Origin of the sequence: Aeromonas sp. 75A, assembly GCF_051919425.1 — a bacterium.
Classification (GTDB): Bacteria; Pseudomonadota; Gammaproteobacteria; order Enterobacterales; family Aeromonadaceae; genus Aeromonas; species Aeromonas veronii.
In genome coordinates this window covers 122,282-148,999 of sequence record NZ_JBQBES010000002.1, presented here as the reverse complement: position 1 = coordinate 148,999, position 26,718 = coordinate 122,282, and the positions used below count along the sequence as shown (strand labels likewise).

At 59.5% G+C, this 26,718-nt stretch carries 21 protein-coding genes and 6 tRNA genes; 7 read left to right on the top strand and 20 right to left on the bottom strand.

Translation table 11 applies throughout. The features are described 5' to 3' along the window. Positions 1 to 81 precede the first annotated feature (81 nt). Positions 82 to 1,506 (top strand): sodium:proton antiporter NhaD, encoded by a 1,425-nt coding sequence (gene nhaD, locus ACTG2T_RS00680; protein WP_330124440.1) that lies wholly within the window; start codon positions 82 to 84, stop codon positions 1,504 to 1,506. Between the two features lie 75 nt (positions 1,507 to 1,581). On the opposite strand, the gene ACTG2T_RS00675 is transcribed toward nhaD, so the two are convergent. The 8 genes from ACTG2T_RS00675 to ACTG2T_RS00640 form a co-directional block, all read right to left on the bottom strand. Beyond that, positions 1,582 to 2,793 (bottom strand): Bcr/CflA family multidrug efflux MFS transporter, encoded by a 1,212-nt coding sequence (locus ACTG2T_RS00675; RefSeq protein ID WP_042055658.1) that lies wholly within the window; start codon positions 2,791 to 2,793, stop codon positions 1,582 to 1,584. A gap of 70 nt (positions 2,794 to 2,863) precedes the next feature. After that, positions 2,864 to 4,171: a hypothetical protein gene (locus tag ACTG2T_RS00670; protein ID WP_330124439.1), complete on the bottom strand. Its 1,308-nt coding sequence runs from the start codon at positions 4,169 to 4,171 to the stop codon at positions 2,864 to 2,866. A gap of 158 nt (positions 4,172 to 4,329) precedes the next feature. After that, complete coding sequence (locus ACTG2T_RS00665; RefSeq protein ID WP_330124438.1) at positions 4,330 to 4,890, bottom strand: hypothetical protein; 561 nt, start codon at positions 4,888 to 4,890, stop codon at positions 4,330 to 4,332. Positions 4,891 to 4,924: 34 nt separating this feature from the next. Further along, complete coding sequence (locus ACTG2T_RS00660) at positions 4,925 to 6,349, bottom strand: NAD(P)/FAD-dependent oxidoreductase (protein ID WP_330124437.1); 1,425 nt, start codon at positions 6,347 to 6,349, stop codon at positions 4,925 to 4,927. A gap of 102 nt (positions 6,350 to 6,451) precedes the next feature. Further along, on the bottom strand, positions 6,452 to 7,291 hold the full coding sequence (locus ACTG2T_RS00655) for an FTR1 family iron permease (RefSeq protein ID WP_100645635.1): 840 nt from the start codon (positions 7,289 to 7,291) through the stop codon (positions 6,452 to 6,454). Then, a complete protein-coding gene (locus ACTG2T_RS00650; RefSeq protein ID WP_330124436.1) occupies positions 7,291 to 10,281 on the bottom strand; it encodes a YncE family protein in 2,991 nt (996 codons plus the stop codon). Before ACTG2T_RS00650 ends, ACTG2T_RS00655 begins: the two co-directional genes overlap by 1 nt. Before the next feature lie 4 nt (positions 10,282 to 10,285). Further along, positions 10,286 to 10,735 (bottom strand): hypothetical protein, encoded by a 450-nt coding sequence (locus tag ACTG2T_RS00645; protein WP_330124435.1) that lies wholly within the window; start codon positions 10,733 to 10,735, stop codon positions 10,286 to 10,288. 128 nt (positions 10,736 to 10,863) lie between these two features. Continuing rightward, positions 10,864 to 11,349: a YqhA family protein gene (locus tag ACTG2T_RS00640; protein WP_005333692.1), complete on the bottom strand. Its 486-nt coding sequence runs from the start codon at positions 11,347 to 11,349 to the stop codon at positions 10,864 to 10,866. Positions 11,350 to 11,626: 277 nt separating this feature from the next. Between ACTG2T_RS00640 and ACTG2T_RS00635 the strand changes: the two genes are divergently transcribed. Next, positions 11,627 to 12,616: a DUF2860 family protein gene (locus tag ACTG2T_RS00635; protein WP_330124434.1), complete on the top strand. Its 990-nt coding sequence runs from the start codon at positions 11,627 to 11,629 to the stop codon at positions 12,614 to 12,616. A 224-nt stretch (positions 12,617 to 12,840) separates the two neighbouring features. Here ACTG2T_RS00635 and ACTG2T_RS00630 read toward each other — a convergent pair. Together ACTG2T_RS00630 and ACTG2T_RS00625 are read right to left on the bottom strand one after the other, a co-directional pair. After that, a tRNA-Asn gene (locus ACTG2T_RS00630) sits at positions 12,841 to 12,916 on the bottom strand. 4 nt (positions 12,917 to 12,920) lie between these two features. Beyond that, a tRNA-Asn gene (locus tag ACTG2T_RS00625) sits at positions 12,921 to 12,996 on the bottom strand. Positions 12,997 to 13,483: 487 nt separating this feature from the next. Here ACTG2T_RS00625 and dauA point away from each other — a divergent pair. Beyond that, positions 13,484 to 15,220: a C4-dicarboxylic acid transporter DauA gene (gene dauA, locus ACTG2T_RS00620; protein ID WP_330124433.1), complete on the top strand. Its 1,737-nt coding sequence runs from the start codon at positions 13,484 to 13,486 to the stop codon at positions 15,218 to 15,220. A 183-nt stretch (positions 15,221 to 15,403) separates the two neighbouring features. Continuing rightward, positions 15,404 to 15,491 (top strand) — tRNA-Ser (locus ACTG2T_RS00615). A 309-nt stretch (positions 15,492 to 15,800) separates the two neighbouring features. Here ACTG2T_RS00615 and ACTG2T_RS00610 read toward each other — a convergent pair. The 8 genes from ACTG2T_RS00610 to ACTG2T_RS00575 form a co-directional block, all read right to left on the bottom strand. After that, positions 15,801 to 16,499: an AcvB/VirJ family lysyl-phosphatidylglycerol hydrolase gene (locus ACTG2T_RS00610; RefSeq protein WP_330124432.1), complete on the bottom strand. Its 699-nt coding sequence runs from the start codon at positions 16,497 to 16,499 to the stop codon at positions 15,801 to 15,803. Between the two features lie 11 nt (positions 16,500 to 16,510). Then, the gene (mprF, locus tag ACTG2T_RS00605; RefSeq protein WP_330124431.1) at positions 16,511 to 19,060 is read right to left on the bottom strand and encodes a bifunctional lysylphosphatidylglycerol flippase/synthetase MprF; all 2,550 of its coding nucleotides are present in this window, start codon (positions 19,058 to 19,060) and stop codon (positions 16,511 to 16,513) included. Between the two features lie 153 nt (positions 19,061 to 19,213). Continuing rightward, positions 19,214 to 19,396, bottom strand: coding sequence for a hypothetical protein (locus ACTG2T_RS00600; RefSeq protein WP_042055686.1), 183 nt, complete (start codon positions 19,394 to 19,396; stop codon positions 19,214 to 19,216). A 54-nt stretch (positions 19,397 to 19,450) separates the two neighbouring features. Beyond that, a complete protein-coding gene (gene rstB / locus ACTG2T_RS00595) occupies positions 19,451 to 20,776 on the bottom strand; it encodes a two-component system sensor histidine kinase RstB (RefSeq protein WP_330124430.1) in 1,326 nt (441 codons plus the stop codon). Between the two features lie 21 nt (positions 20,777 to 20,797). Continuing rightward, positions 20,798 to 21,508, bottom strand: coding sequence for a two-component system response regulator RstA (gene rstA / locus ACTG2T_RS00590; protein WP_330124429.1), 711 nt, complete (start codon positions 21,506 to 21,508; stop codon positions 20,798 to 20,800). 309 nt (positions 21,509 to 21,817) lie between these two features. Beyond that, positions 21,818 to 21,893 (bottom strand) — tRNA-His (locus tag ACTG2T_RS00585). Positions 21,894 to 21,945: 52 nt separating this feature from the next. Beyond that, positions 21,946 to 22,022 (bottom strand) — tRNA-Arg (locus ACTG2T_RS00580). Positions 22,023 to 22,059: 37 nt separating this feature from the next. Beyond that, positions 22,060 to 22,136 (bottom strand) — tRNA-Pro (locus ACTG2T_RS00575). Positions 22,137 to 22,349: 213 nt separating this feature from the next. Here ACTG2T_RS00575 and folD point away from each other — a divergent pair. Continuing rightward, positions 22,350 to 23,204 carry a bifunctional methylenetetrahydrofolate dehydrogenase/methenyltetrahydrofolate cyclohydrolase FolD gene (gene folD / locus ACTG2T_RS00570; protein ID WP_005346435.1) on the top strand — a complete coding sequence of 285 codons (855 nt, stop codon included), beginning with the start codon at positions 22,350 to 22,352 and terminating at the stop codon, positions 23,202 to 23,204. Between the two features lie 117 nt (positions 23,205 to 23,321). Here the strand turns inward: folD and cspD are convergent, their stop codons facing one another. Then, on the bottom strand, positions 23,322 to 23,540 hold the full coding sequence (cspD, locus tag ACTG2T_RS00565; protein WP_005300025.1) for a cold shock-like protein CspD: 219 nt from the start codon (positions 23,538 to 23,540) through the stop codon (positions 23,322 to 23,324). Between the two features lie 229 nt (positions 23,541 to 23,769). Here cspD and clpS point away from each other — a divergent pair, with 229 nt between their 5' ends. Together clpS and clpA are read left to right on the top strand one after the other, a co-directional pair. After that, on the top strand, positions 23,770 to 24,087 hold the full coding sequence (gene clpS, locus ACTG2T_RS00560; RefSeq protein WP_005337111.1) for an ATP-dependent Clp protease adapter ClpS: 318 nt from the start codon (positions 23,770 to 23,772) through the stop codon (positions 24,085 to 24,087). Positions 24,088 to 24,146: 59 nt separating this feature from the next. Further along, complete coding sequence (gene clpA / locus ACTG2T_RS00555; RefSeq protein ID WP_330124428.1) at positions 24,147 to 26,402, top strand: ATP-dependent Clp protease ATP-binding subunit ClpA; 2,256 nt, start codon at positions 24,147 to 24,149, stop codon at positions 26,400 to 26,402. A 68-nt stretch (positions 26,403 to 26,470) separates the two neighbouring features. On the opposite strand, the gene infA is transcribed toward clpA, so the two are convergent. Next, positions 26,471 to 26,689 (bottom strand): translation initiation factor IF-1, encoded by a 219-nt coding sequence (gene infA / locus ACTG2T_RS00550; protein WP_005300033.1) that lies wholly within the window; start codon positions 26,687 to 26,689, stop codon positions 26,471 to 26,473. Positions 26,690 to 26,718: the final 29 nt, after the last annotated feature.

Below are 26,718 nucleotides of genomic sequence, written 5' to 3'. Positions count from 1 at the left end.
AAGCGTTAATTGACCTGGATGAATTTTTCTTTTCATCCAGGTGCTAGCATCATTGCCAGACGGTTCTAAAAGGAAGAGACCATGTCTGCGCTCACCCCTGTTATTTTGCTGCTGTCCCTGTTTATCCCTCCCGCCCATGCCAGTAGTGGCCCTGTTCTGTTGACATCCTCTTCAATCGGACTTTTTTGTGTCGGATTGTTTGTGTTGGCCTACGCCCTGGTGATGGCTGAAGAGTATCTGCAACTGCGCAAGTCCAAACCCGTGCTGGTGGCCGCCGGGGTGATCTGGATCCTGATCGGTATCGCCTATGCACAGCAGGGGATGAGCCCTGTCGCCGAGCAGGCATTTCGCCATACCCTGCTGGAATATGCCGAGTTGATGCTGTTCCTGCTGGTGGCGATGACCTATATCAACGCCATGGAGGATCGGCGGCTGTTCGATGCCCTGCGCGCCTGGCTGGTGCGATCCGGCTTTCACTTGCGCACCCTGTTCTGGTTGACCGGCGGGCTTGCTTTTTGTATTTCGCCGGTGGCAGACAACCTGACCACAGCGCTCTTGATGTGCGCCGTCGTGTTGAAAGTGGCCAACGGTGATCGGCGTTTTGTCAATCTTGCCTGCATCAACATAGTGATCGCCGCCAACGCCGGAGGGGCGTTCAGTCCCTTTGGCGATATCACCACCCTTATGGTGTGGCAGGCGGGCAAGGTGCAATTTGGCCAGTTCTTCACCCTGCTGATCCCCTCTCTGCTCAATTTCCTGGTGCCAGCCATTCTGATGAGCCTGATGGTGCCGCGCCATGTGCCGGAGGCTGATAACGAAGTGGTCGATCTCAAGCGGGGAGCCCGCCGCATCGTCGTGCTGTTCTTGCTGACCATCACCACGGCGGTGCTGTGCCACAGTTTCCTCCATCTGCCGCCCGTACTGGGTATGATGCTGGGGCTGGGCTATCTGCAGTTCTTCGGCTTCTATTTGCGCAAGTCGCTGCCGCGCTCTCTTGCCCGCAAGCGTGCGCTCTATGAACGCAATGGCGATGATGTGCGGTTGCGCAGTCTGGGGTCTGTCGTGCCATTTGACGTGTTCAACAAGGTGGCCAAGGCGGAGTGGGATACCCTGCTCTTCTTCTACGGGGTGGTGATGTGTGTCGGTGGGCTGGGCTTTATGGGGTATCTGGAGCTGGTCTCACACTGGTTGTATGACGCTGGGGATCCCACCATGGCCAACATCTTCATCGGGGTCTTGTCCTCCGTCATCGACAACATTCCCGTGATGTTTGCCGTGCTGTCGATGAACCCGGATATGGCGCTGGGGCAGTGGCTGCTGGTGACCCTGACCGCCGGGGTGGGCGGCAGCCTGCTCTCCATCGGCTCTGCGGCCGGGGTGGCCCTGATGGGACAGGCCCACGGCATGTATACCTTCTTTGGCCACCTGAAGTGGCTGCCTGCCATCTTGCTCGGTTATCTGGTGAGCATAGGGGCGCACCTCTGGCTCAACAGTGCCCAGTTCTGAACGTCTGGGCGCCAGTACGAAAAGAGGCTTCCGTTGGCGGAAGCCTCTTTCGTTTTTCTGATCGGGGGAGGGGGATCAATCGCCTCGCTTGCCGGTCAGCAGCCAGTAACTCAGAGTGGAACCCACGCCGCAGCAGGCGATGGCGATGGCCATGGGCAGCGGCGAGTGGGGCGGATTGAGGTTGACCAGAATGCCGACCAGGGCGCCGATGCCAAAGCGCAGGGTGCCCGCCAGTGCCGATGCGGTGCCCGCAGATTGCGGGAAGTGGCCCATCAGGCCGGTCATAGCATTGGCGCCCACCAGACTGATATGGCCGACAAACAGTACCACCGGAATGACGATGCCCCACAGACCGCCGGTCTGGCTCCAGGCGTTGTAGACCAGCAGGGCGCCCGCGCAGGGCAGCACCAGCAGGCCGTATTGCAGCATCCGCTCGGCGCCCACCCCTTTCACCAGTCGGCTGTTGACGAAGGTGACCACCATCATCAGCAGGATATTGAGGCCAAACAGCCAGCCGTAGTGCTCGGTCGGCACCTTGAAATACTCGATATAGACGTAAGGGGAGCCGCTTAAGAAGGCGAACATGCCGGAGCTGGAGAGGGAGCCGCACAGCACGTACCCCATGGCGCCGCGATGGGAGAGCACCCCCCAGTAGTTTTTGAGGATCTGGCCCAGATTAAGGGGCTGACGGTGTTCCGGTTTCAGGGTCTCCTGAATTTTCCACTGCATCACCAGACAGATCAGCAGGCTGATCCCCACCAGCAGCCAGAAGATCACCCGCCAGTCGGCGTGGGCACTGATATAGCCGCCCACCACAGGCGCTACCAGCGGCGCCAAGGTCATCACCAGAATGACGAACGACATGGCGCGAGAAAACGCATCCTTCTCGAACAGATCGCGCAGCAGGGCATTGACCACCACAGAGCCGGCCGCGCCGCCCGCCGCCTGCAACATCCTATAGGCCAGCAATTCGGGCAGGGAGTCCGCCATGGCACAACCGACCGAGGCGATGGCAAACATCACCAGCCCCGCCAGGATCACCGGCTTGCGGCCATAGCTGTCGGCCAGCGGGCCGTAGAAGAGCTGGCCGATGGCAAAGCCGCCCAGAAAGGCGCTGATGGTGAGCTGGGCACCGTCGATGCTGGTGGCCAGATCCCGGGCGATGGCCGGAATGGCGGGCAGATACATATCCACCGCCAGTGGGGTTAGACCCGCCAGGGCGCCCAGCAGGATAAACAGGAAACGGGGGGAGAGGGCGGCAGCCTGAGCTGTTGGCGATTGGGGCATAGGGTGTCCAGTTGATGCGAAACGTCGGGTTGAAAAGCGCGAAAAAAGCAGTCTATCAGTTTTGTCGCGGCTATGGATCCGGTATGGCGAGCCAGAGGCCGGGCTCGGCGGCAAAGCGCGGGGCAAACCAGTACTGGCGCACCGCGCTGGGCATTTCGCTCGCGGCGATGGGGCGGCGACTGAGGCGGCAGGCTCCCCAAGAGAGCGCCAGCGCAGCATCCCCCTTGTACCAGCCATCGGTGACGGCCAAGGCTGTGGTTTCCCGCAGCAATCTTACCCCCCACTGGGTCACCAGCGCCGGGCAGCTTTTCTCTGCGAGCCTTGCCGCCTGCACCATGGCGGGCGGACGGGGCAGGGTGAAGGTCGCGCCGAGCAGCAGCAATCCGGCGACCGCGACCACCCACTCGCCACGACGTGGCAGCCAGCCTGCCAGCAGCACAATACCGAGCAGGGTGATGGGGGCCAGATGGCGGGGATTGTCGGGATTCTGGCCAAACAGGGTCCAGAGCAGCAGGACGAGCCAGTAGAGCGTCCAGAGTGGGGGGAGGGCGGCAGGGTTGTTTTTTGATCTTTGCCAAAGCGGCAGTACCAGCAGTGCCCCAACAGCCAAGGGCCAAAGCGGGGTGAGCTGATCGTTGAAGGTGCGCGCCCAGCTGAGCAGTCGATCGCCATGGGCCGCCGCCGTGTTGCCCCAGAGGGTAAAGTGGCCGTCGGTAAAGCGCCGCCCCTCGCTGAAATAGGCCCAGCCATCGGCCTGCCAGACAAACAGCAGGCTGATAAGCCCCACCAGCACGATGGGGAGCACAAACCTGACGCGCGTGCTCTGCTGCGCCAGCCCGAGCAACAAGGGCAGCAGCGCCAGCACAAAATAGGAGGGGCGCAGCGCCAGCATAAGGCCCAGTAACAGACCCGCCAGTGCAATTCTGCGCTGCTGCAAGGCCAAGATCGCCCCGAGCCAGGCGGCGAGTGCGGGCCCGTCCGAAAGGCCGGATAGCGCCAGCGTCGGGGTGAGCGGTAGGGCCAGCACCAGCAGCCAGACTGGGGCGAGCAGGCTGGGCCGTTGCCACAATCTGACCGCCAGCAAGGCGGCGAGGGGCGCCAGCAGACTGCTACCGAGCAGACTTGCCCACTGCACCGCGCGGGCCGGATCGTCCACCGCCAGATTGATCAGCCGCGCCAGCCAGATAAAGGCGGGGTAGCCCGGAAAGTGGGGGGAGAACTCCAGCACGCTAAAGCGCGTCACCCCGTGGGCAAAATTGAGGGCATCGTCGGAATCGAGCGCCACTGGGAAGGCCAGCAGCCAGCCGAGCAAGGCCAGTTGCAGCAGAATGAGCAGCCAAATGATGGTGGAGCAGGGGGAAGGCCAACGCTGGGCCATTAACTTACCCCTCATCCCCAGCCCTTCTCCCGCAAGGGGAGAAGGGGGCAAACCAGTGTCCGGGTGCATCTATCGGTAGGCCGTGCGTAGGGTGGGTAGAGCGCAGCGAAACCCACCGTTTGTCACAGCGAGATGGCGCAATGCTTGGCAGGTTGCCATCAAAGCGGCGCCAGCACGGCCATCAGCGCTTTTTCTGCATCGCTAAAGGCGGCGGCATCGGCGGGCTTGGCGCCCACCCCGAATACCCCCGGGTTGCCGATGGCATCCAGCACCTTGGCCAGCGCCAGCTCGGCGGCCTTGCGATCCCCTTCATTGAGTGATGGGAGGATCAAGTCGAGGAAGCGCTTGCTCTTGACCACCAGCACCTTGGCGGTCTGGTAGTCGCCAAGATTCTGGCTGGCCCCTTCGAGCCGGCGCTCGATCTCCGCCTTGTAGGCCCGGTTGAGCAGGGCGGCGGTGGCGGCGGCATCTTTGGCCTTGATGGCGGCTGCCAGCGGCCCTTGCAGCTCCACCTTGTGGTGCTGTTCCAGATAGGTCAGCTCGTCGGCAATCTCGCTCAAGGTGGCGCTGGCATCCTTGCCGTCAGTGGCGGCGCCCAGCAGCGCTTCGCGGGCGTCGATCAGTGGCTCCTTGCCGGCGGCGGCGTAGGAGTAAGCCTGCGCCTGCCCGCTCAGGGCCAGCAGCAGGGTGAGGGCGAGTAAACCCGGGCGGATGGTCATCCTGTTCTCCTTACTTATGCCAATGGCGTGGCACTCAGGCCACGCTCTGGGTTTCAATCACGGTATTTTCGTTGCGATGGTTAAAGATGGCGTGGCGTCTGTCCACCCCGTCGATCACCATGTCGGCAGCCATCATGCCCATCTCCATGGCGGTGTCGGTGAAGATGTAGCGGAATGTCCCCTGACGGCCGGTCATGATGAGGTTGGTGATGGGCATCAGCGCCTTGATGGCTTCGTTGCGGCGCGCCTGATAGCCGAGATCCATCAGCGGATAGGCGTATTCGCTGCGCGCTTCAAAAGTTTCATCGCCAAGCTTGGCGGTATCGACACCGAGACTCGCGAGATCAGTGGTAACCCGACCGCGCAGATCAGAGAGCGGCGCCTGCCAGGTGGCATCCCCCGGATTGCAGGGGATCTCCAGCATTACCGAGGTCTGGCCCTGTGGCGCCATAAAGGGGCTGCGGCGGCGCGGCTCCTGCAGACGGGTGGCCAGAATATGGGGGTCTGAGAGGTACTGCCAGGTGTTGTCCGACAGGTTCTCCTGTTTGAGCGGCATATTGACGAAGCGAAGCGACCGGTAGTGCAGATCGCACGGCAAGCCCAGATGCTGGCAGGTGAGCGGCAGCGGCAGGGTGGAGATCACCTGATCAAATTGCTCGCTCTGCTCAACGTCATCTTGTTTCCAATAAACCCGTTCGATGCGGCCATCGGCCTGCTCAAGGCGGGTGATGGTGGCGCCGGTTTTCAGCTCAACGCCCTCTGCTACCAGCCGCTCCCCCAAGGTGGTGAAGATCTGGCCGAAGCCATATTTGGGGTAGCGGTATTTGCGGGCATAGGTGCGCACCGAGATACTGCCGTTGCGTCTTGGTAGCAGGCGGCGCGCCACGTCTTTGAGGTCGATGAGGCTGATGCGCTGACCGGCCCAGTCGGCGGAGAGCTTGTCCGGGTTGATGCCCCACAGTTTGCCGGTGTAGCCCTCGAAGAACTGGCGATAGAGGGTGCGGCCGAAGTGGCTCTGGATCCACTCGGCAAAGCTTGCCTTGGCGAAATCATCCGGCTTCTTGCTAAAGGGCAACAGCAGCAAGTCTTTTACCGCACCGGCCATCAGGGCGAGCGGCGCCGTCTTGAGCAGGTTGGTCAGGTTCAAGGGGTAGTCATAGGTGCGCCCGCCAAAGCGGATCACGCTCTTGCGCTCGGCGTGGAGCAGATCGTCCCCCATCAGCTCGTCGATAAAGGCGAGCAGCTCGGGGTTCTTGGTGATAAAGCGGTGTCCGCCGTAGTCGAAGCGATACTCCCCATCGCGTCCCTTGAAGGTCTGGGTAGCGCACATGCCGCCGACCACCGGCTCCTGCTCGAACAGGGTGACTGCAAAACCGGCGCGGCGCAGGCGCCAGGCCGCCATCAAACCGGCGGGGCCAGCGCCCAGCACTGCAATGCTTTTCTTGTTGTTATCGCTCATGACCTATTCCGAAACTGCTTGATAGATAAGGGAACCGCGCCAAGGCGCGGCTCCCGAATGGTGTTGTTACCCCGTGGCCTTGTTGCCACAGGGCGTGCGGGCTCAGCCCTTGCTGGATGCGGCGCTCACCTGCGGGCGATAGCTGCGCTGCCAGAGGGTAACGAAGATCGCCAGATAGAGGGCCCAGGTCAGCAGCTGCAAGCCAGCGGGTGAGGCATTGTAGCCAAACAGGGCACGCAGGAAGGTACCAAATACCCCCTGATCGTCGAGAATGTGGCTGATGTCGAACACCGGCGTGGTCCAGAAGGTGATGATGTCTGCCGCTTGCAACATGTTGACGGCGGACGAGAGCAAGCCTGCGGCGATGATGATGATAAGCAGGCCGGTCCAGCGGAAGAAAGGCGCCAGCGCCACCTTGCGGGTGGAGCGCAGCAGCCCCCACACCAGCGCGATGGAGACCAGCAGCCCCGCCAGCGCGCCCATCAGGCCGGATTGCAGATCCACCCCTTGACCGGAGTAGAGCAGGGCGGAGAAGAAGAGCACGGTTTCAAACCCTTCGCGCATGACGGCGAGGAAGGCAAGCAGCACCAGACCAAACAGGTTGCCGCCATCGATGGCCGCATCGATGCGCGCCGTCATGGCCCCTACCTGGGATTTGGCCTGCTTTTGCATCCAGATCGCCATATAGGTGAGCACCAAGGTGGCGAAGATGAGGATCCCCGCCATCAACAGGTGGTTGTAGCGCTCGCTCTCGAACTGGCTCACCACCACCTGGAACAGGAAGGCGACCACAAGGGAGGCGATAAGGCCAAGCCCCACCCCCAGATAGATGAACTTGTTGTAGCGGCTCGCCCCCAGCTTGGCGAGGTAGGAGAGGCAGATGCCGACCAGCAGGAAGGCTTCCAGCCCCTCGCGCAGAGTAATGAGAAAACTTGCAAACATCAGGATTGAGGCTCCGTAGCGGGCGTGACGGGGAGAGGCTGCAAGGTAAGTTGCAACCGATTTAGCTGCACTATGGGTGGCTCCGGCAAGCTGGGCTCGGCGGCGCGCACCGCATCATTGACCCACTTGGGGTAGGTGCGGAAATTGAGTTTGATATCGGTCTTGAAGGGCCCTTGGGCTTCTGCGGGCAGCGGCCAGACTTCATCCCGCCAGCCATCGGCCGGAATGCGGGTATCTTCCAAGAGCTTGGCGTAGCGCCAGAACTTGAGCCCCACCGGCTTGCCCTCGGCATCACCGAACACTTTGCGAAACAGTCTCGCATTCTCAGGGACAGCACCATCCACCGGCTGGCCGCTGGCAAGCACCACCTTGCCGTTGGCGTCGGTGACGGTCAGCTCCAGCCAGAGTTCACGAAAATCGGCTACCCCGGTGGGCAGGGCATGGCCCGCGCCGGTATTGGCGACCCGCACCACCAGCCGCTGACTATCGGCCGCCTGTTCGATACGGGCGGAGAGGGTAGCGCTGGAGCGCAAGAGCGCCAGACTCTCCTGTTCAAGGTCGGGATTGCGCAGCCCCACCAGCTGGTGCTGGGCGCCGGTAAAGTTGTGGCGATAGAGCCGGGCTTTCATGGTGCCGTTTTCGGTGGACTGGCCCGCCACCGGCGCGCCGCCATTGCCCGGCTCCGGGTTCATATGGCAGTCGATACAGGTGCGCCGCTTGGCGGGATCCTCCGCGTTCGCGAAGCTGGATTTTTCCCACTCGTCCCAGGTGTTGACGATATTGGCGCCGGAGCCCGGGGCAAACTCGTTGTGGCACGATTTGCACAGGGTAGCGTCGCGGTAGAAATCCTTCTGATAGGAGGCTTTGTGGGCCGCCGGACGGGCGTTGATCTGCCGCTCAGCCAGCCAGTGCTTAAGGCTGCCACCCGCGGCATCCTCGAACACATAGCTCTCGCGGTCTTTCAAATTCACGGTAAAGGCGCTGTTGCCGCCCGCATCTTCTACCTTGGTGATGCGATGGCAGAGCACGCAGCCGGTCCCTTCCTCAACCACAGGTTCACCCGCCTTGTGAGCGGCAGTCAGCGAGGCGCCACCCTGCTCGAACATGTGGGAGCCCTTGGGCAGATCCAGCTGGCCGGTCATCACCTGCTGGGGCATATGGCAGCCCTGACACCATTGGCCAAACGCTTCCCCTTCGGTTTCGCGGGCCAGCGCCTGTACCACCTTGTAGTAGGGATGGGAGTTGCCCATCAGCCGGTGGTTGCTCTCGCTCCAATCTTTGAAGGCCTGTTGGTGGCAGTTCTGGCAGGAGGCGGAGTTCAGCCACTCCTTCGGGTGGGTAGTCGGCGCCTTGGCGGGATCGGTGCGCGGGGCATCGAGCCGCAGCCAGTTGGCCAGATAGGGGAGGTTGCCATCAGCGGTGACGAAGGCGTGCAAGTCCTCCATCATCGCCTTCACCTCGGACTGGGGCCTCGCGGGGTCAACCGCCTCGGCGCCATCTCGGGTGTCATGGCCCATGCCGCCCTGGGTCTGCTGGGTCATGCGCAGGTATTCGCCGACAAAATCCCCCGCCACCATGTTGGTGAGGTTGGCGTGGCCGTTGATAGCGTTGTCGCCGCTCTGCTGGCGATGGGCCGCCATCAGATAGCGGTTGGTGAAGTTGAACCCATCCAGATGGCAGGAGTTGCAGCTCATCCAGTTGTCTCCCGCCATGGGGAAGCGTGAGTTGGACGCTGTGTTACCGAGGTTAAACAGCCGCTCACCGCGCTGAAGCGGTTCGGGGCGCGGATCCGTCTCTACCAGCTTGGCGAAGTGGGGCAGATCGACGGTGACTCGGGCAAACGGGCCGCTACCGCCGCTATTGAGGCGGGTAAGATCCTGCCCCATGGCGTTGTGCACCAGAATATGGTCGCCATCGATCAGCAGATCCCGCGGATTCTGGCCCGGCAGGTGACGCAAGAGCTGGGTCGCCTTGGCGCCCCCCTGAAACTTCTTGCGGCGGTGACGGTTGTTGTTGGACTTGCCGCTGCGGGAGAGGTCAAACACCAGCAGATCTTCCGAGCCAGCCAGGGTCAGATAGACTCGCTTGCCATCGGCGGCAAATCGGGCTGCAAACGGGTTGGAGACGATCTGGCTGCGGTTGCCGACGCTTGGCAGATTGATCTGCAAAAAGAGCTGTTTTCTTTCATCGACCCGCTCTTTCTCCTCATCGAGATCGATGATGGAGACGGCCGGAAAGACGGTGCTCTGAAACTGGAAGGGGTGATCGAAGCTCCAGAGCACATGGGGCAGCCAGGCCTCGCTGCCATCGGGGGAGAGGGCGATGCCATCGAGCTGGCGCGGCAAGCCCTGCGAGTCGCTCGGCGTGTCGCTATGGGTTTCGGTCAGGGTAATGAGCTTGGGCTTGGGAAGCGAGGAACCCTTGGCGCCGTGGCCAAGCTTGGCGAGATCATAGATGGCGAGCTGGCCGGTCATGGCGTGGGTCAGCAGCAGGCGATCGTTGTTGGTCAGGGCTAGTCCACGGGGAGTCTCGGCGGTTTCTGCATCCAGCTGGAGGTTGCCGGCGCTGTCGTAAGCCTGCAGGCGAGCGGATTCGAACAACGTGACCCAGAACCACTGCCGCTTGGCATCGAAGATGACCCCATAGGGGCGATGACCGGTGGGGATCGCCTTTTCCAGATCGAGATCATCATCCAGCAGCAGCAGGCGATCGCCGCTGTAGTCGGTGACCAGCAGAGTGCCATCATCGGCGCGGGCAATCTGGCGTAGATCGCCCCCCAGCGGCACCTCTTTGAGGCGCTTGCCGCTATCGCGCTCAAGCAGGGTGACGGAACCTGCGCTCAGGTTGGCGGTGACGAGGCGCGGGCTTTGCCCCTCCTCATAGGCAAGCATCCCTGTGCCCATCTGCTGGGCCAACGCAAAGGGGCTGGTCAGCAGCAGGAGGAGGGCCAGCAGGGGTGACAAATATGCAGAGAACGAAGACTTCAACATGGGATCAGGTGCGCCATTTCAAGATGGTCCAGCGCCAGGCGTGGCGCAGCACCAGAGGAGTTAACGCCAATGCGCTCAACCAGTGGGCCCAGCTGGCGAGGTTGCCCATGGCATCGCCCGGGGTGCCGTGCAGTACCAGCAGCAGGCCGCTGGCCAGACAGGTCAGCAGCAGGGCTTCAATAATCCGCCCCGTGGTGCGCAAAAAAGGTTTGTTGCTGCGATTCAACAAGCTGCGATGGGAGAGCCAGAAGGCGCCAAACAGCAGCGGGAACAGGGTGAGCGAGAGCATCACATGGAAAAACAGATTCCAGCGTGCCAGCGACCAGAGCGGAGTCAGCGGTTCCCACAGCAGCAGGCCGGAGAAGAACATCAGATAGAGGGTGCCCTCGGCGGCCTGATGGTGGTAGGCCAGCCACTGCCAGAATTGTCGGGGTGAGAGAGAAAGGCTTGTCATAAAGGCTCCAGCACCCGGGCGGGGCAGCCCGGGGGGAGCAAGTTTATAACGCAGTAAGAGTAATGAAAAGTGTTATCAATTGTATTGCTGGTGAATCAAGGCTGAACAAGCACAGTGATCAAACTCGACTATTTATGCTCCGCCATCCGCTCGGTCACCGCATAGATGAGCGCGGCCAGCGAGAAGGCGAGAAACACCACCACGGACCACTTCATATCGACTTCATTGATGATGCCATCTTCGAGGAAGGCTTTGAGAACCTCCACTCCGGCAATAGTCACCAGCGAGTTGATGACGATGAGCTTGAGGGAGGCAAAGTTGATCTTGCTAAGCCAGTTGCTGCTAAGGGAGGCGCGCTGCTCTTCCGTCTGGATAAATTGCACATAGCCACAAATAGCAACCAGGATCAGCATCTGGGCCACCAGTATAAAGTCCACCAGGGTCAGCACGCCGGTAATGAGGTCCAGATAGGGGATCTCGAAAATGTTTACAGAAAGCTGATAGAGCTGCATGGCAAACTTCACCATCAGCAATACCACGCAGATGAGGATGCCAATGTAGAAGGGGAACATCATCAATCTGCTGCCATTGAGCATGAAATTGAATCGACGCATGAGAACTCCGATGTTGGGAACAGGGCTAAATAGAGTGAGTATGACGCGAGCAGCCCGCAACGTTGCAAGGCTGTGGGGGCTCATTATGCCGAGTCGCCTCCTGCTTGCGCCTATAAAAAAATAAAAAGCCATCATAAAAAATAAAACCGCATCCCGCTGTCTTATTTGTGATTTTTCCCTGCCGTAACATGCCGCTTCTCAATTCAGGGGGGCGACTGCCTCCCTCCTATTTATCAGGCTCGGCCCACTCTTGTGGTCGCTTGCCAGGAGTGTTGCGATGCGTATTGGTCTGCTGTTGAGTATGGGGATGCTGGTTGCAAGCGGGGTTCAGGCACAAGAGCTGGGGGCCATTCCCGGGGAGTCTGGTTTTTCCGGCAGTGTGCTGGCGGGGGTCAGCGTTGGCGAGACCAAGTCCAATTTTGCCACGGGGAGTGCAGGTAGCGAGCGTATTGACGCTTTGGGTGCTGCGGCGCAGCAGCGTCACCTTGATCCGGTGATCAACGGGGATCTGCGTTACACCTTTGCCTCCACCGGTAGCCAGTTGTTCCTGGGCAACCTCATTCAGGATGCCATTCGTGGCGACGGTACCCAGCAGTTCGGGCTGCGCCAGCAACTGGGGGACAAGGGGATCGTGGCCGGTTCGCTGGTGTTCAATGCCACCCCGGTCAAGGTCTGGCGCGATCCCTTTGCTGTGGGTGTGGAACGCGAGCAGAGTGACGTGCGATCCCGCGGCGCCCGTCTGGCGTGGGACAACATCTGGGGCAGTGCGCTCAGTGGCAGCATCACCAGCCGCGACGTCAAGGTGGATGGGGAGTCCAGCGGCGAGCAATATGGTCGCGCTGTGATGGGGATGCTGGATCGCAATGGCCGGGTCAACTCCGCCGAGCTCTCCTACCAGTTCCGGCTGGCAGACGATCAGTTCCTCGAGCCGGCATTGCGCTATCAGAGGGCGGATCTGGCGGGCAGGGCCGAGTCTTATGTGAGCAAGGGGTTGCAGCTTACGTACGCCAAAACCTCGCCCCGCTGGTCATTTGTCAGCAACCTCTATCTGGGCAAGCGCGACTATGACGAGGCCAACCCGCTGTTTGGCCAGCGTGCCGACAGCCGCGACATGGCCATCGATGCCACCCTCTTCTGGCACCAGCTGTTTGGCATTGCGCCGCTCTCTGCACTCCTGAGCGCCAGCTACGCCAATGCAGACTCCTGGATCGACTTTTACGACATTCGCGCCACCAGCATCACCACGGGCCTGCTCTACCGCTTCTGATCCCGGCATCCGGCAGTGAGATGAGGTGCACACAAAGGGGCTGGTCAATCCAGCTCTTTGTTGATGGGATGGCGCTCAATAGACAATTCAAGCTATATGCAGGTTGGTCATCACATGCAGGCAAGAGGCGTTATGAGAGAGGGCATTTGAGGGACGCGCGAGGTAGGGAAGGGGGAGAACAGAAAATACGAAAAAGCCCAGCCAAAAGGCTGAGCTTTAGAATTTGGCTCCCTCGACAGGACTTGAACCTGTGACATACGGATTAACAGTCCGCCGTTCTACCGACTGAACTACGAGGGAAAAGTGGCTCCTCCTACTGGACTTGAACCAGTGACATACGGATTAACAGTCCGCCGTTCTACCGACTGAACTAAGGAGGAATTGCCTGTCTCGTTAAGACGGGGCGAATATTAATGACCAGGGCGGCGGGTGTCAACCCGCGAATTTCCCGAAAACCGGATTTTCGGACTGTTTGCCCAAAAGTTGCGCTTTGCGGTTTATTTTCAGCACAATCAGTCCCTTGCCATCGCATTGGCCAACTGATGCCGGGAACATTGGTTCGGTTCGCATCAACCTGATGATGGCAGCATGATGTCGCGAACGTGCTGGTAACCAGGCGAGGCTCAAATGGTAATCTTTGTGGCAAAAAGGGGGAGAGCAGGAGCCAAGATCGGCGATTTGGCGGCAAATAGGCCAAATAATGGGTGAGCGCGCGTTTCATTGATCCTGCCCATCGAAAAAATGGCCCGTCTGGAGTAAGGTTACGCAGGATACCATCGCCGCGTCGACAGCCCTGCCGGCCCTTGATGATGATCGGGCGCCGGATCTCTCCGGCCTTTATCTCCCTCTTCTGGTATTACGATATACATGCACAAGCAAGCCTCTTTAAATAGCGTGAAGCTCGCCATAGCCTTACGCCAGTCCTGTATTGATGAACCCTACAGCATGGCCCGCTTCGGCCGTGATCTTATCGCCGGTGTGACGGTGGGCATCATCGCCATCCCGCTCGCCATGGCGCTGGCCATCGCCAGCGGTGTACCGCCGCAACACGGTCTCTATACCGCCATCATCGCCGGTATCGTGATCGCCGTGACCGGTGGTTCCCGTTACTCCATCTCCGGCCCGACCGCAGCCTTTGTCGTGATCCTCTACCCGGTCGCCCAGCAGTTCGGGGTTGGCGGTCTGTTGATGGCGACGCTTATCTCAGGCCTCTTTCTGGTGGCGATGGGGATGGCCCGTCTTGGCCGCCTTATCGAGTACATTCCCCCGTCAGTGACGCTGGGCTTTACCGGTGGTATCGCCATCGTGATCGCCACCTTGCAGATCAAGGACTTCTTTGGCCTAAGCGTGCCCGAGATGCCGGAAACCTATCTGGGCAAGGTCGAGGCGCTGGCCGCCGCCCTGCCAAGCTGGCAGTGGGGCGATACCCTGGTGGGGGTCGCAACGCTGGCCGTGCTGCTGCTCTGGCCGCGCCTGCGTCTGCCGGTGCCCGGCCACTTGCCCGCGGTGCTGGTCGGGGTGGGTCTGGGTTTTGGCCTCCATTACTTCGGGGTGGATGTGGCCACCATCGGCAGCAAGTTCAGCTATACCCTGGCCGATGGCACTCAAGGGATGGGGATCCCGCCCATCGCGCCGACCCTGGTGATGCCCTGGGCCTTGCCCGGACCGGATGGCTTGCCGGTTGAATGGAACCTGGCGGCTGTTGAGCGGCTGCTGCCTGCCGCCTTCTCCATGGCGATGCTGGGGGCGATCGAGTCGCTGCTCTGCGCCGTGGTGCTCGATGGCATGACAGGTCGCAAACACAGCTCCAACGCCGAACTGGTGGGGCAGGGGCTTGGCAACATCTTCGCCCCCTTCTTTGGCGGTATTACCGCTACTGCTGCCATCGCCCGCTCTGCCGCCAACGTGCGTGCCGGCGCTACGTCCCCCGTCTCGGGGATCGTCCATGCGCTGGTGGTGCTGGCCGCCATTCTGGTGCTGACCCCTTGGCTCTCTTGGTTGCCGCTCTCGGCCATGGCTGCCTTGCTGCTCATCGTGGCCTGGAATATGAGTGAAGCGCACAAGGTGGTGGAGCTGATCCGTCGCGCCCCTAAATCCGATGTGCTGGTGCTGCTGGTCTGCCTGTCGCTCACCGTCATTTTCGACATGGTCATCGCCATCACTTTCGGGGTGATTCTGGCCTCCCTGCTCTTTATGCGCGAAATCGCCAAGATGACCAAACTGCACGACTTGGCCGAACACAAGCGCTATGCCCATGAGGTGCCGAACAATGGCCTGCTCTACAAGATCAACGGCCCGCTCTTCTTCGCAGCGGCCGAACGGGTCTTTGCCGAGCTGGAAGCGCAAGTGAAAGGGCACAAGGTGCTGGTGTTGCAGATGGAGGCGGTTTCCATCCTCGATGCGGGCGGCCTGTCAGCCTTCCTCCACTTTGGCAAGCAGATGGCCAAAGCCGGTGTCGAGTTGCGGGTGGCTGAGTTGCAGTTCCAACCGCTCAAGACCCTGGCCCGTGCCAAGGTGCGGCCGCAGCCCGGCAAGCTGGAATTTTACGGCTCGCTGGAAGAGGCGCTCAAAGGTGAACATTTGCACGAAGCGGCAGTAAATTGATTGAAAGGGATACGAAACGGCATATTTTTGGTCACTTGGTTCGGATATTGAGCAAACGAACGCAAAAAGTAAAAAATTGCATTGACCAAAAGCCATCGTATCCCTTACATTACGCCCCGTCGCCGCGGCATGGTCCGCCAGCGAATGTGCTGCTCAAGCACATAAAGCAGTGAGCAAAAATTTGGTGAGGTGTCCGAGTGGCTGAAGGAGCACGCCTGGAAAGTGTGTATACGGCAACGTATCGAGGGTTCGAATCCCTCCCTCACCGCCAAATTGCAAAGCCCTGATGGAAACATCAGGGCTTTTGTTTTATGACGCAATCCCGAGCGGTTGTCAGCATAGGACTGCAAATCCTCATTGTTGATAGCCCAGCATCTGGCTGAGCCGATTGGCCAATTGGAGTGAACAGCCGCAGTGATCTTGCTGCCGAACCCAAGCCTAATCCTGTCAAACTTGCTGTCGAATTCAGTTAAAGGGCCTCTCGCAAGAGAGGCCCTTTTTATTGCTCGCTGATTTGCCCTGCTCGGTACTTAAAAGGCATTCCGTGGTGATACCGGTTAATGCTCTACAGGCTGCTGATTCAGGGCACGTTCAGCTGCTTGGTGATGGCCTGATAGAGCACCGGGTAATCATCCTCAAAGTGGTGGCCGCCCGGCAGGGTGACGGTGGTGACGTTGGGCTGGTTGAGACGGGGGCAGAGGCGGTCGTCGTCGTCATCATCGGCACCTTGCAGGCAGACCATCGGCAGATCCCGGATGGTTTTCACCTGCGGTTCGGTCGGGTAGCTGCGGGCCTTGTGGGTCAGCATGTCGCTGACGTGGATCTCGAAGTCCGAGCTGGTGGAGGGGGAGAGCATCACGGCCCCGACCAGCCCCTGACGATAGTGCTCCGGCAACCGGTTGATGACGAAGGGGACAATCTCGGCACCAAACGAGAAGCCGACCAGCAGCCAGCGGGGACGTTGCCAGCGAGTCTGGTAATCATTGAGGATCCGCTCCAGATCGGCGGTCACCTGCTCCGGGGTTTTCTTCTTCCAGTAGTAGGTGAGGGAGCTCCAGCCCACGACCGGCATGCCGTGCAACTGAAACTGGGCGCTCAACCCCTTGTCGAGGGCCGCCCAGCCACCATCGCCGCTGAGAAAGATCACCATGGGGGCGTCGGATGGCTGCTTGACCGGCAGCTCAATCAGGCTCAGGTCATCCTTGACCGGGGCGGCGTGCGCCGCAAAAGACGAAACGGGCAGTACGAGACTGAGTAACAGCAAAATCAAGGCTCTCATTGGCCATGCTCCTATTTCTTGATCAGCCCCAGCGGGCCGCGGCTAATCAGGGTGATCAGGTGAGTCAGGGTTCTGGGCAGTACCAGCTTGCTGCTGCAGAGCAGGTAGCGGGGTTCCCAGCGGGGCGAAAATTTCTCCTTGTAGCGTCTGAGCCCCTGAAAGTTGTAAAAACGGCTGCCACGGACGAACAGGGTATTGCCAAGGCGGGCCCAGTAGCTGTTGAGCGGGTGATCGTTGAAGCCGGACATGGGGGCCATCCCCAGATTGAAGCTGGCGTACCCTTGCGCCTTGCCCCACAGCAGCAGTTCGACAAAGAGAAAATCCATGATGGGGGCAGTGCCGGTATCCAGGCTGTAGCGCATCAGATCGATGGAGAGCATCTCCTTGCTATCGCTCACCCAGATGTTGGCAAAGCCGACGATCTGCCCCTCGTGCCACACCAGCGCAGCCGGACTTAAAGTCAGGTAGTCAGGCTCGAAACGGCCGACCGAGAAGCCCTTCTCCTTGCCCATCTTGCTCTGCAGCCAGGTATCGGAGACGGTCTGCAATCTGGGCAGCAGGGGGGCCACGGCACTGGCCTCGACCACCTCGAAGGTCAACCCTTCCCGTTTGCCCTTGGCGTGGCTCTGGCGCAGGTTGCGCAGCCGGCTGCCTGCCAGATCGAAGGTGGCCAGATCGACCATCGCCTCTTCACCAAGCTTGAAGGGGATCAGCCCCAGCTCCAGATAGAGCGGAAGATAGCGGGCCGAGACCTGATAAAAGACCGGGTTGGCGTCGTGCTCGTCGCAGCGCTCGCGAAATTGCCAGAGCAGCTCTTCGATCTGCTCGGGGCGACCGACGGGATCCCCCATCACAATCCAGCTGTTGCCCTCGATGCCATACATCAGGAAGGCGTCACCGGCGGGGTGGAACAGCAGGGACTTGTCCTGCAACTGGGCCAGATAGCCGTGGATCCCCCCTTCACGCACCACCAGTTCGTGGGCGCGCGCCAGCGTCTCCTTGTCCGGCTTTTCACCGACCATGCGCAGCGGTGCAAGCAATTGGGCAACTCCGGCCACGGCCAGCACGGCCACCACGCTCCCCATGGCGCGCAGGCCGCGGGCAGCCCCGCCGTGGGGCGAGAAGTGGAACCAGAGGGCGTGGTCATACTCCACTTGGCGATAAGAGAAGAGCAGCAGCCACAGCGCCCCCAGCAGCACGGCGCCGACCGAGATGAGCCAGCCCGGGGTGTACTGGGGATAGAGCAGCGACCCCTTGCGATAGAAGAGGGAGCGGCAGGGGGTCATTATGAACAGGAAGCTGCCGAGCAGCAGGGCTGACTCCCAGTCCCCACCCTTGAGCAGGGAGAAGGCGATCCCCAGTGCCAGCAGCAGCTGGGTGATGCGAAACGCGGCGTCGTGACGGCGATAGAGGCTGCGCGCCAACAGGATCAGGAGGATGCCGCTCACACTGCCGAGCACGTGGGAGAGCTCGAGCAGGTGGAGCGGCAGCACTTGCAGCCACACCTCGATGTGGCTGCGCATGGTCGGGATCATGCCCGAGCAGAGCAGCAGGCTGCCGGCGGCGAAGGTGCCCATGCTGATAAGGGCAGGCAGAAATTCGCGCACCGCGCTCATCAGCCCCTGTAGCCGCTGCCAGCGCGCTTTTTGTTGCAGCATCTCCTGACTCGCAAAGAGCAGCAGGGCACAGAGAAAGGGAAGCAGGTAATAGATGCAGCGATAGAGCAGCAGCGAGGCGAGCAGCTTGTCGGTTGGCAGGTAGTTAGCCAGCAACAGGCTCATGCTCGCTTCGAACACCCCGATCCCGCCCGGCACGTGGGCCAGTACCCCGAGGAAGCTGGCCAGCACGAAGGCACTGAGCAGCACAGGGTAGGGGACGCTATCTGCAGGCAACAGCACAAACAGCACGGCGGCGGCGGCCATCCAGTCGGCCAGCGCGACCAACAGTTGCAACAGACGTATCCGAAAGCCCGGCAGGGTCAGGGTGTGTTTCCGCAAAGATAGACGTGGGGCGGGCCAGCAGAGGTAGCAGGCCACCAACAGCAGAGCCATCATGCCCGCCAGCTTGAGCAGGGTATCTGCCCATTGCGGCCAGTCAGGCAGCAACTGTGATACATCGCAGGTCAGTAGGGCGCCACCTCCCCACGCCAGCAGGCCGAGGAAGAAGGTGATGGAGCAGAACAGCACCACGCGGGCCACTTCTCCGGTGGCGAGCCCCAGTGCGGAGTAAAGGCGATAGCGTACCGAGGTGCCGGTCAGCAGGGCAAATCCCAAGGTGTTGGAGAAGGTGTAGGCGATAAAGGAGGTGATGCTGACCTGTTGCCAGGGAAGGCGCTTGCCCAGCGCATGGAGCGCCAGTATGTCATAGCTGCAGAGGCAACCATAACTGAGCAGGGTCAGCAACAGGGCCCCCGCCAGTCGCGGCAGGGGTTGGGACCAGATGGCCACACGAATATCGTGCCAGTGCCATGCCTGAGTCAGGTGATACAGCACGGTCAGTGCGGTGCCGAGCAGCAGCAAACTGCACAAGGGGCCGAGCCATTTAAACAGATGACGCCACATGCCATGTTCCTGTGGTCATTGACCGTTTCCCGCAAAGGGGGAGCCGGGTCGTGGATCCGGTTTGGACGAGGGAGGCGCTCGTCAGGAAAATTTCGGGAAGAGATGGAAAGGGAGGCATCAGCCTCCCTTGGTGCTATCCAGTGACCGGTTGGATCACTTGGTTTTCGGCGCGACTTTGACGGCAGGGGTCTTGGCGTGGGTGGCTTTATGGTGTTTTTTCACCACCTTGGTCTGGGTCGCCTGCGGCGCGGCTGTCTTGGTCGGGGTGGCCGCCATGGTGAAACCGGAGGTGAGGGCGAAGACGGCAGCCAGGGTCAGGGGAATGATCTTTTTCATGTTCAATTTCCTTATTCGGGTTGATGTTATGGAGCGTTCTCCATGACAGTCATCCTATGACGGTTGTGGCGGCCCGTCAGTGAGCGGTTGGTGACGGTTTGTATCCAAATGTACAGGCAGGGTGAGGCAGAAGCGGGCGCCGTGGTCACTGGCCAGCAACGCCACATCGCCCCCGTGATGACGGGCAATGCTGCGCACGATGGCCAGCCCCAGTCCGGTGCCGCCGGTGCGACGATCCCGGCTCTGATCAAGGCGCACGAACGGCTCGAAGATCTGGGGCGCTAGCGCCGGATCGATCCCCGGTCCATCGTCGCTCACCTCCAGCAGATAGTTCTCCTGTAGCCGCGAGATGGAGAGGGTAACCTCGCTCTCGGCGTAGCGCAGGGCATTGCCGATGAGGTTCTCCACCGCGCGCGTCAGCAGACGCTGATCGCCGCACCAGGGCATGTGGCGTGGCGGCAGATCGAGGGTGAGCCTCTTCTCGGGTGCCAGCGCTTGCCAGTCGCCGAGATGCGCTTGTGCCCAGTGACTGAGCTCCAGCTCGTCGCGCTGCAACGGCAGCTCGGGTCTATCCAGCTTAGCGTAGGTGAGCATCTCTTCGATCAGGGCGTCCAGCGCTCCCAGATCTCGCTCCAGCGCCTGCTGCTCCTGCTCGGCAGGGGCAGGATCGAGCATGGCAAGCCGATAGCGCAACCGGACCAGCGGGGTGCGCAACTCGTGGGCGATGGCATCGGTCAGTTGTTTGCGGCTGGCAATCATGGCCTGCAATTGGGTCGCCATTTGATCGAAGGTGCGTCCCACCCGGGCCAGACTGCTTCCCGGTGGCAGATTGGTTCGGCAGGAGAGATCCCCATCGCCTACGCGACGTGCGGTTTGCTCCAACTGCTGCAAGCCGCGCCAGTGGGGCCGCAGCCACAGAAGGATGGGCAGGCCGAGAGAGAGGCCGATCACCAGCAGCAGGCCCACATCGACCCAGTGCAGCTCGTGCAGGTAGGAGAGGTAGGGTACAGGGCCGACAATCAGCACCCGCTCGGTATCGGGGATGCGCTGCAGGAAGGTGTCATCCTCCTCGACGATGACAATGTTGCCGGCGGCCAGAAACGCCTGATCCTCGCTGGCCAGAGGCTGGCGTACCAGCTCGCCGATCTTGAGGGGGAGGGTAAACTGACTGCTCTGCTCGGCCAGCCGATCGGGCCAGCGCTCTGGCGGGGTTCTTGCCAACTCGCCGGTCAACAGGCCAAGAGAGCCCTGCATCATGCGTTCGAGATAGCGATCACCCGCCCGTTCGGCGGTCACCTGATAGACCACACCAACCAGCAGGATGGCCAGGGTGAAGCAGCCGATCAGCAACAGATAGAACTGGATAAAGAGGCGGCGCATGGCGGTGCTCCCGAAAGAGGGTTATTCCCAGGCGTGGGGGACGAAGAGGTAGCCTTTCTGGCGCACCGTCTTGATCCGGGTCGGGTTGTCAGGGTTATCACCCAGTTTGCGGCGCAGGCGGGAGATGGCCACATCCATGCTGCGATCCTGGCCGTCATACTCCCGGCCGCGCAAGCTGCGAAAGAGGGCTTCCCGACTCAAAATTTGGCCCGCGTGACAGGCGAGCTCCCACAGCAGATCAAAGTCAGCGGTCGAGAGGGCAACGCTCTCGCCATCGAGCAGCACATCTCGCCCCGGGCCATCCACCCGCAGCCGACCAAATTGCAGTTGCTGTGGAACGCTGCTGGTGGCTGCCGGTTGGGTTGATGCTTGCTGGTGCTGGCGAAACTGCACCCTCAGTCTGGCCAGTAGCACGGGGGGCGGGGTGGTTTTAAGGATGTAGTCGTTGGCGCCCAGCTCCAGACTCAGGATCTGGTTCATGTCGCTATCCAGTGAGGTGAGCATCACGATGGGGCCGTCGAAGCGCGGCCGCAGATCCCGACAGAGGGACATGCCATCCTGCCCCGGCAACATGATATCGAGCAGCACCAGATCGGGCTGTTCGGCCTCGACCCGAGCCAGCGCCATATCCCCTCTGGGCTCGAGGATCACGTCCATATCGTGGCGACCGAGCCAACTGCTGATGAGTTGGCCAATCTCGGGATCATCTTCGACAAAAAGAATGCGTTGCATAGAAAAGCTCCAACGAAAAGCAGGAGAGAAGAAGAGCGATCAGCATATCAATGGCGCTTGGGAAATACAGAAAAAGAACCGGGCAGACTGATGTGCGGGGGAGTGTGGCTGTGTATCGACGGGGAGCGCGAAGCGTGACAAATGGGCGGAGCCCTGTTTATCGATCTGGAGGATGGCCTTGCAGACAAGGCATCGCATTGTGGAGCGCAAAACAAAAAACCGGCCAAGGCCGGTTTTTTGCGAAGCAGACCAGAAGGTCACTGCACCAGGTCGATGGACATCACCTTACGGCGATTATCGACAGAATAATGGGGTGGCTGATGGGGCTCGAACCCACGACAACCGGAATCACAATCCGGGACTCTACCAACTGAGCTACAGCCACCACTGAAATTTTCATCAACGCTCGCCAATCCAGAAGGATTGGGGAACATCAATGGCGCGCCCTGCAGGATTCGAACCTGCGACCCACGGCTTAGAAGGCCGTTGCTCTATCCAACTGAGCTAAGGGCGCTTTGTATCGACACGTCTTGACGACGAGTCGATGAACATGGTCGGTGATAAAGGATTCGAACCTTTGACCCTCTGGTCCCAAACCAGATGCGCTACCGGACTGCGCTAATCACCGAAAATCCCTGACCAGCATATCGACATGAGTCGTACTGGGCAACGGGCGGGCATCATAGCCAAGCGTAAGGGCCAGCGTCAACGACTTTTTCCCCCAGTAAATTCAAGTGCCTACTTATTGCCCGCTACAGGTATGGCGTGCGTCTGCCGCTAACATCCCGGCTAAAAAAATGCGACAATGCGCGGCAGTTGAACACATGGTGAGTGGAGAACGATGTCTGCCAAAATCATAGATGGAAAACAGGTTGCGCAAACGATTCGCAGCCAGGTCGCGGCGCAAGTCCAACAGCGGTTGGCGGCAGGGAAACGGGCTCCAGGGCTGGCAGTCATTCTGGTGGGGGCGGATCCAGCCTCTCAGGTCTATGTCGGCAGTAAACGTCGGGCGTGCGAGGAGGTGGGTTTTCTCTCCCGCTCCTATGACCTGAGTGCCACTGCCAGTCAGGAAGAGCTGCTGGCGCTGATCGACCAGTTGAATGCGGATAGCCACGTAGATGGCATTCTGGTTCAGTTGCCGTTGCCGGATCACTTTGATACCACTCAGGTGCTGGAGCGGATCCAGCCTGACAAGGATGTAGATGGATTTCACCCGTATAACGTCGGTCGTCTGGCCCAACGTATTCCGGCGCTGCGCCCTTGCACTCCGAAAGGGATCATGACACTGATCGAGACCACCGGTGTCAAAACCCATGGTTTGCACGCCGTTGTGGTCGGTGCTTCCAACATCGTTGGGCGTCCCATGACCCTCGAATTGCTGCTGGCGGGCTGCACGACCACGACCTGTCACCGTTTTACCCGGGATCTGGAAGATCAGGTACGCCGTGCCGATCTGCTGGTTGTCGCAGTCGGCAAGCCCAACTTCATACCTGGGGAGTGGATCAAACCGGGAGCACTGGTAATTGATGTGGGCATCAATCGCCTGGCTGATGGTTCGCTGGTCGGTGATGTGGAGTTTGAGACGGCGCGCAGCCATGCCTCCTTCATTACTCCGGTACCCGGTGGTGTGGGCCCGATGACGGTCGCCAGCCTGATGGAAAATACCCTGATCGCCTGCAGTGAATATCACGACTGATTATGGCTGGTGATAACCCTGTGATCCCGTGAGGAGGCAGGATTCGCCAGAAATCTGACAATAAAAAACCGGTTGCTCAGAGAGGAACCGGTTTTTTATTTATCCAACGGGTGTTATTTACATATTTTGTGCTTCGTTTGGCACAATCACAGAGGCGTGATTTCCTTTCGGCCCCTGTTGCAGTTCAAAATTGACAGCCTGACCCGCTTTCAGGGTCTTGTAGCCCTCCATTTGAATCGTGGAGTAGTGAGCGAAGATATCCTCACCGCCCCCTTCCGGACAGATAAACCCAAATCCTTTTGCGTTGTTAAACCACTTAACTGTGCCGGTTGCCATACTTCTACATCCTTTTATTGATTACCCAGAAGTCGTTGAGTAACCTGCGCCAGCCCTTTATAACTAGGGACATGGGCCCATAGCAGACGGGCACAGATTAGCAAGTAACCAATCTAGTCTAACTTTTGAGCGAGTCAAGAAGTTGTTAACAGCTGATGTGATCTGGTTAACAAGTCTATTGACAACCTTGTGTTAGACGGTAGTAATCTAGAGGTACCAAAGCGCGATTATGAGCAAGCAGAAAGAACTCTTTGCTAATGAAGAGATTGCAGAAGCAGAGAAAACAAAGCTGCAGCCGCCACCCATGTATAAGGTTGTGTTGAACAACGATGACTACACGCCCATGGAGTTTGTGGTGGAGGTGCTGCAAAAGTTCTTTGGTATGGATTTGGACAAGGCGACTCAGGTCATGCTGAGTGTGCATTATAGTGGTAAGGGTGTCTGCGGCATGTTTACCGCAGAGATCGCCGAAACCAAGGTTGTCCAGGTCAACACCTATGCACGTAACAACGAACATCCACTGCTCTGTACTATGGAAAAGGCTTGAATCTGATGACTTGATGGCGAGTGTGACACCACATTGTAGCTGTACTAGGGGAGGTGCCTATGTTGAATAAAGATCTAGAAAAGACGCTGAACGAGGCTTTCAAACTGGCCCGTGACGAGCGCCACGAATTCATGACCGTCGAGCACCTGTTGTTAGCCCTTCTGGATAACAGTTCAGCCCATGAGGCGCTGAGCTCCTGTGGTGCCGATGTCGAGCAGATGCGCAAGGAGATCCGCGCATTCATCACCCAAACTACTCCGCTCATACCGCGCGACGATGAAGATCGTGAAACCCAGCCGACACTGGGCTTCCAGCGCGTGTTGCAGCGTGCCGTCTTCCATGTGCAATCCTCCGGCAATACCGAAGTCAGCGGCGCCAACGTGCTGGTCGCTATCTTCAGTGAGCAGGAGTCACAAGCTGCCTATTTCCTGAAAAAAGCCGAGATCAGCCGTCTCGACGTTGTCAATTTCCTCTCCCACGGGGTGCGCAAGGACAGCAAGCCGGATCTCGGCAGCAATAACAATCCCGAGTCTGATGATGATGTTTCGGCCGCACAGATCGAGAGCTTTGCCACCAACCTGAACCAGCTGGTGTTGGAAGGGCGCATCGATCCGCTGATTGGCCGTGATCAGGAGCTCAATCGTACCATTCAGGTGCTCTGCCGCCGTCGCAAGAACAACCCGCTGCTGGTGGGTGAAGCGGGCGTGGGTAAAACCGCCATTGCCGAAGGGTTGGCTTACCGTATCGTTAAAGGCGATGTGCCCGAGGTGATCGCCGGTAGTACCATCTACTCGCTGGATATGGGTTCTCTGCTGGCGGGCACCAAATACCGTGGTGATTTCGAGAAGCGCCTCAAGGTACTGCTCAAGCAGATTGAGCGTCAGGAAGGGGCCATCCTCTTTATCGACGAGATCCATACCATCATTGGTGCCGGTGCTGCTTCCGGTGGTCAGCTGGATGCGGCCAACCTGATCAAGCCGTTGCTCTCCAATGGTTTGCTCCGCTGTGTGGGATCCACCACTTATCAGGAGTACGCCCAGATCTTCGAGAAAGACCGTGCGTTGGCCCGTCGCTTCCAGAAGATCGATATTGTCGAGCCGACTATCGATGACACCACTCGCATCCTGATGGGGCTCAAGAGTCGCTATGAAGCTCACCACGGCGTGCGCTATACCGCCAAGGCGATCCGTGCAGCTGCCGAGCTCTCTGCCAAGTACATCAATGATCGTCACTTGCCCGACAAGGCGATCGACGTGATCGACGAAGCGGGTGCCGGTCAACGGTTGCTGCCGGCGAGCAAGCGCAAGAAAGTGATCAATGTGCAGGAAATTGAGTCCATTGTGGCCAAGATCGCCCGCATTCCGGAAAAATCAGTCTCCTCTTCAGATAAAGAAGTACTGAAGAACCTGGAGCGCAATCTGAAGATGGTGGTCTTTGGGCAGGATAAAGCCATCGAGGTGCTGACCGATGCGATTCGCCTGTCACGCTCCGGACTTGGCAACGAGCGTCGCCCGGTTGGTTGCTTCCTGTTTGCCGGTCCTACCGGTGTCGGTAAAACAGAGGTGACCCAGCAGTTGGGCAAGGCGCTGGGGGTGGAGATGCTGCGCTTTGATATGTCTGAGTATATGGAGCGCCATACCGTATCTCGCCTGATTGGTGCGCCTCCCGGCTATGTCGGTTTTGAGCAGGGGGGTCTGCTGACTGATGCGGTGATCAAGCATCCTCATTCCGTTGTGTTGCTTGACGAAATTGAGAAAGCTCACCCGGACGTATTCAATCTGCTGTTGCAGGTGATGGACAACGGCACCCTGACCGACAACAACGGGCGCAAGGCGGATTTCCGTAACGTGATTTTGGTCATGACTACCAACGCCGGTGTGCAGGAGACCCAGCGCAAATCGATTGGCTTCCAGCAACAGGATTTGAGCCACGATGCCATGGCGGTGATCAACAAGACCTTCAGTCCGGAGTTTCGCAACCGGCTTGATCACACCATCTGGTTCAACCATCTGGATATGACGGTGATCCATCAGGTGGTCGACAAGTTTATTGTCGAATTGCAGGTTCAACTGGATGCGAAGGGAGTTTCTCTCGAGGTGTCCGAGCGTGCCCGCCACTGGTTGGCGGAGAAGGGGTATGACAGAGCCATGGGGGCCAGACCGATGGGTCGGGTAATCCAGGAGCACCTCAAGAAACCCCTGGCCAAAGAGATCCTGTTTGGTTCACTGGTTGACGGGGGGATAGTGAAGGTTGAGTTGGTAAATGACAGCCTCAGCTTTGATTTTCAGGTCAATGTTGAAGCTGTTTCCCACTAAGCGTCAGTGATCAGAAAACGACAAAAAACCCCAACCGAAAGGTTGGGGTTTTTTGCTGAATTCCTGGCTTAGCGAGAGCGGAAAACAATACGTCCCTTGGAGAGATCGTAGGGAGTCAGTGCTACCGTTACTTTGTCTCCAGTCAGGATACGAATGTAGTTTTTGCGCATCTTGCCTGAAATATGAGCGATAACCACGTGACCATTCTCCAGTTCCACACGGAACATGGTATTGGGCAGGGTTTCGAGAATAGTGCCCTGCATCTCAATACTGTCTTCTTTAGCCATTGAATCCTCTTGATAAGCCACAACAAAAA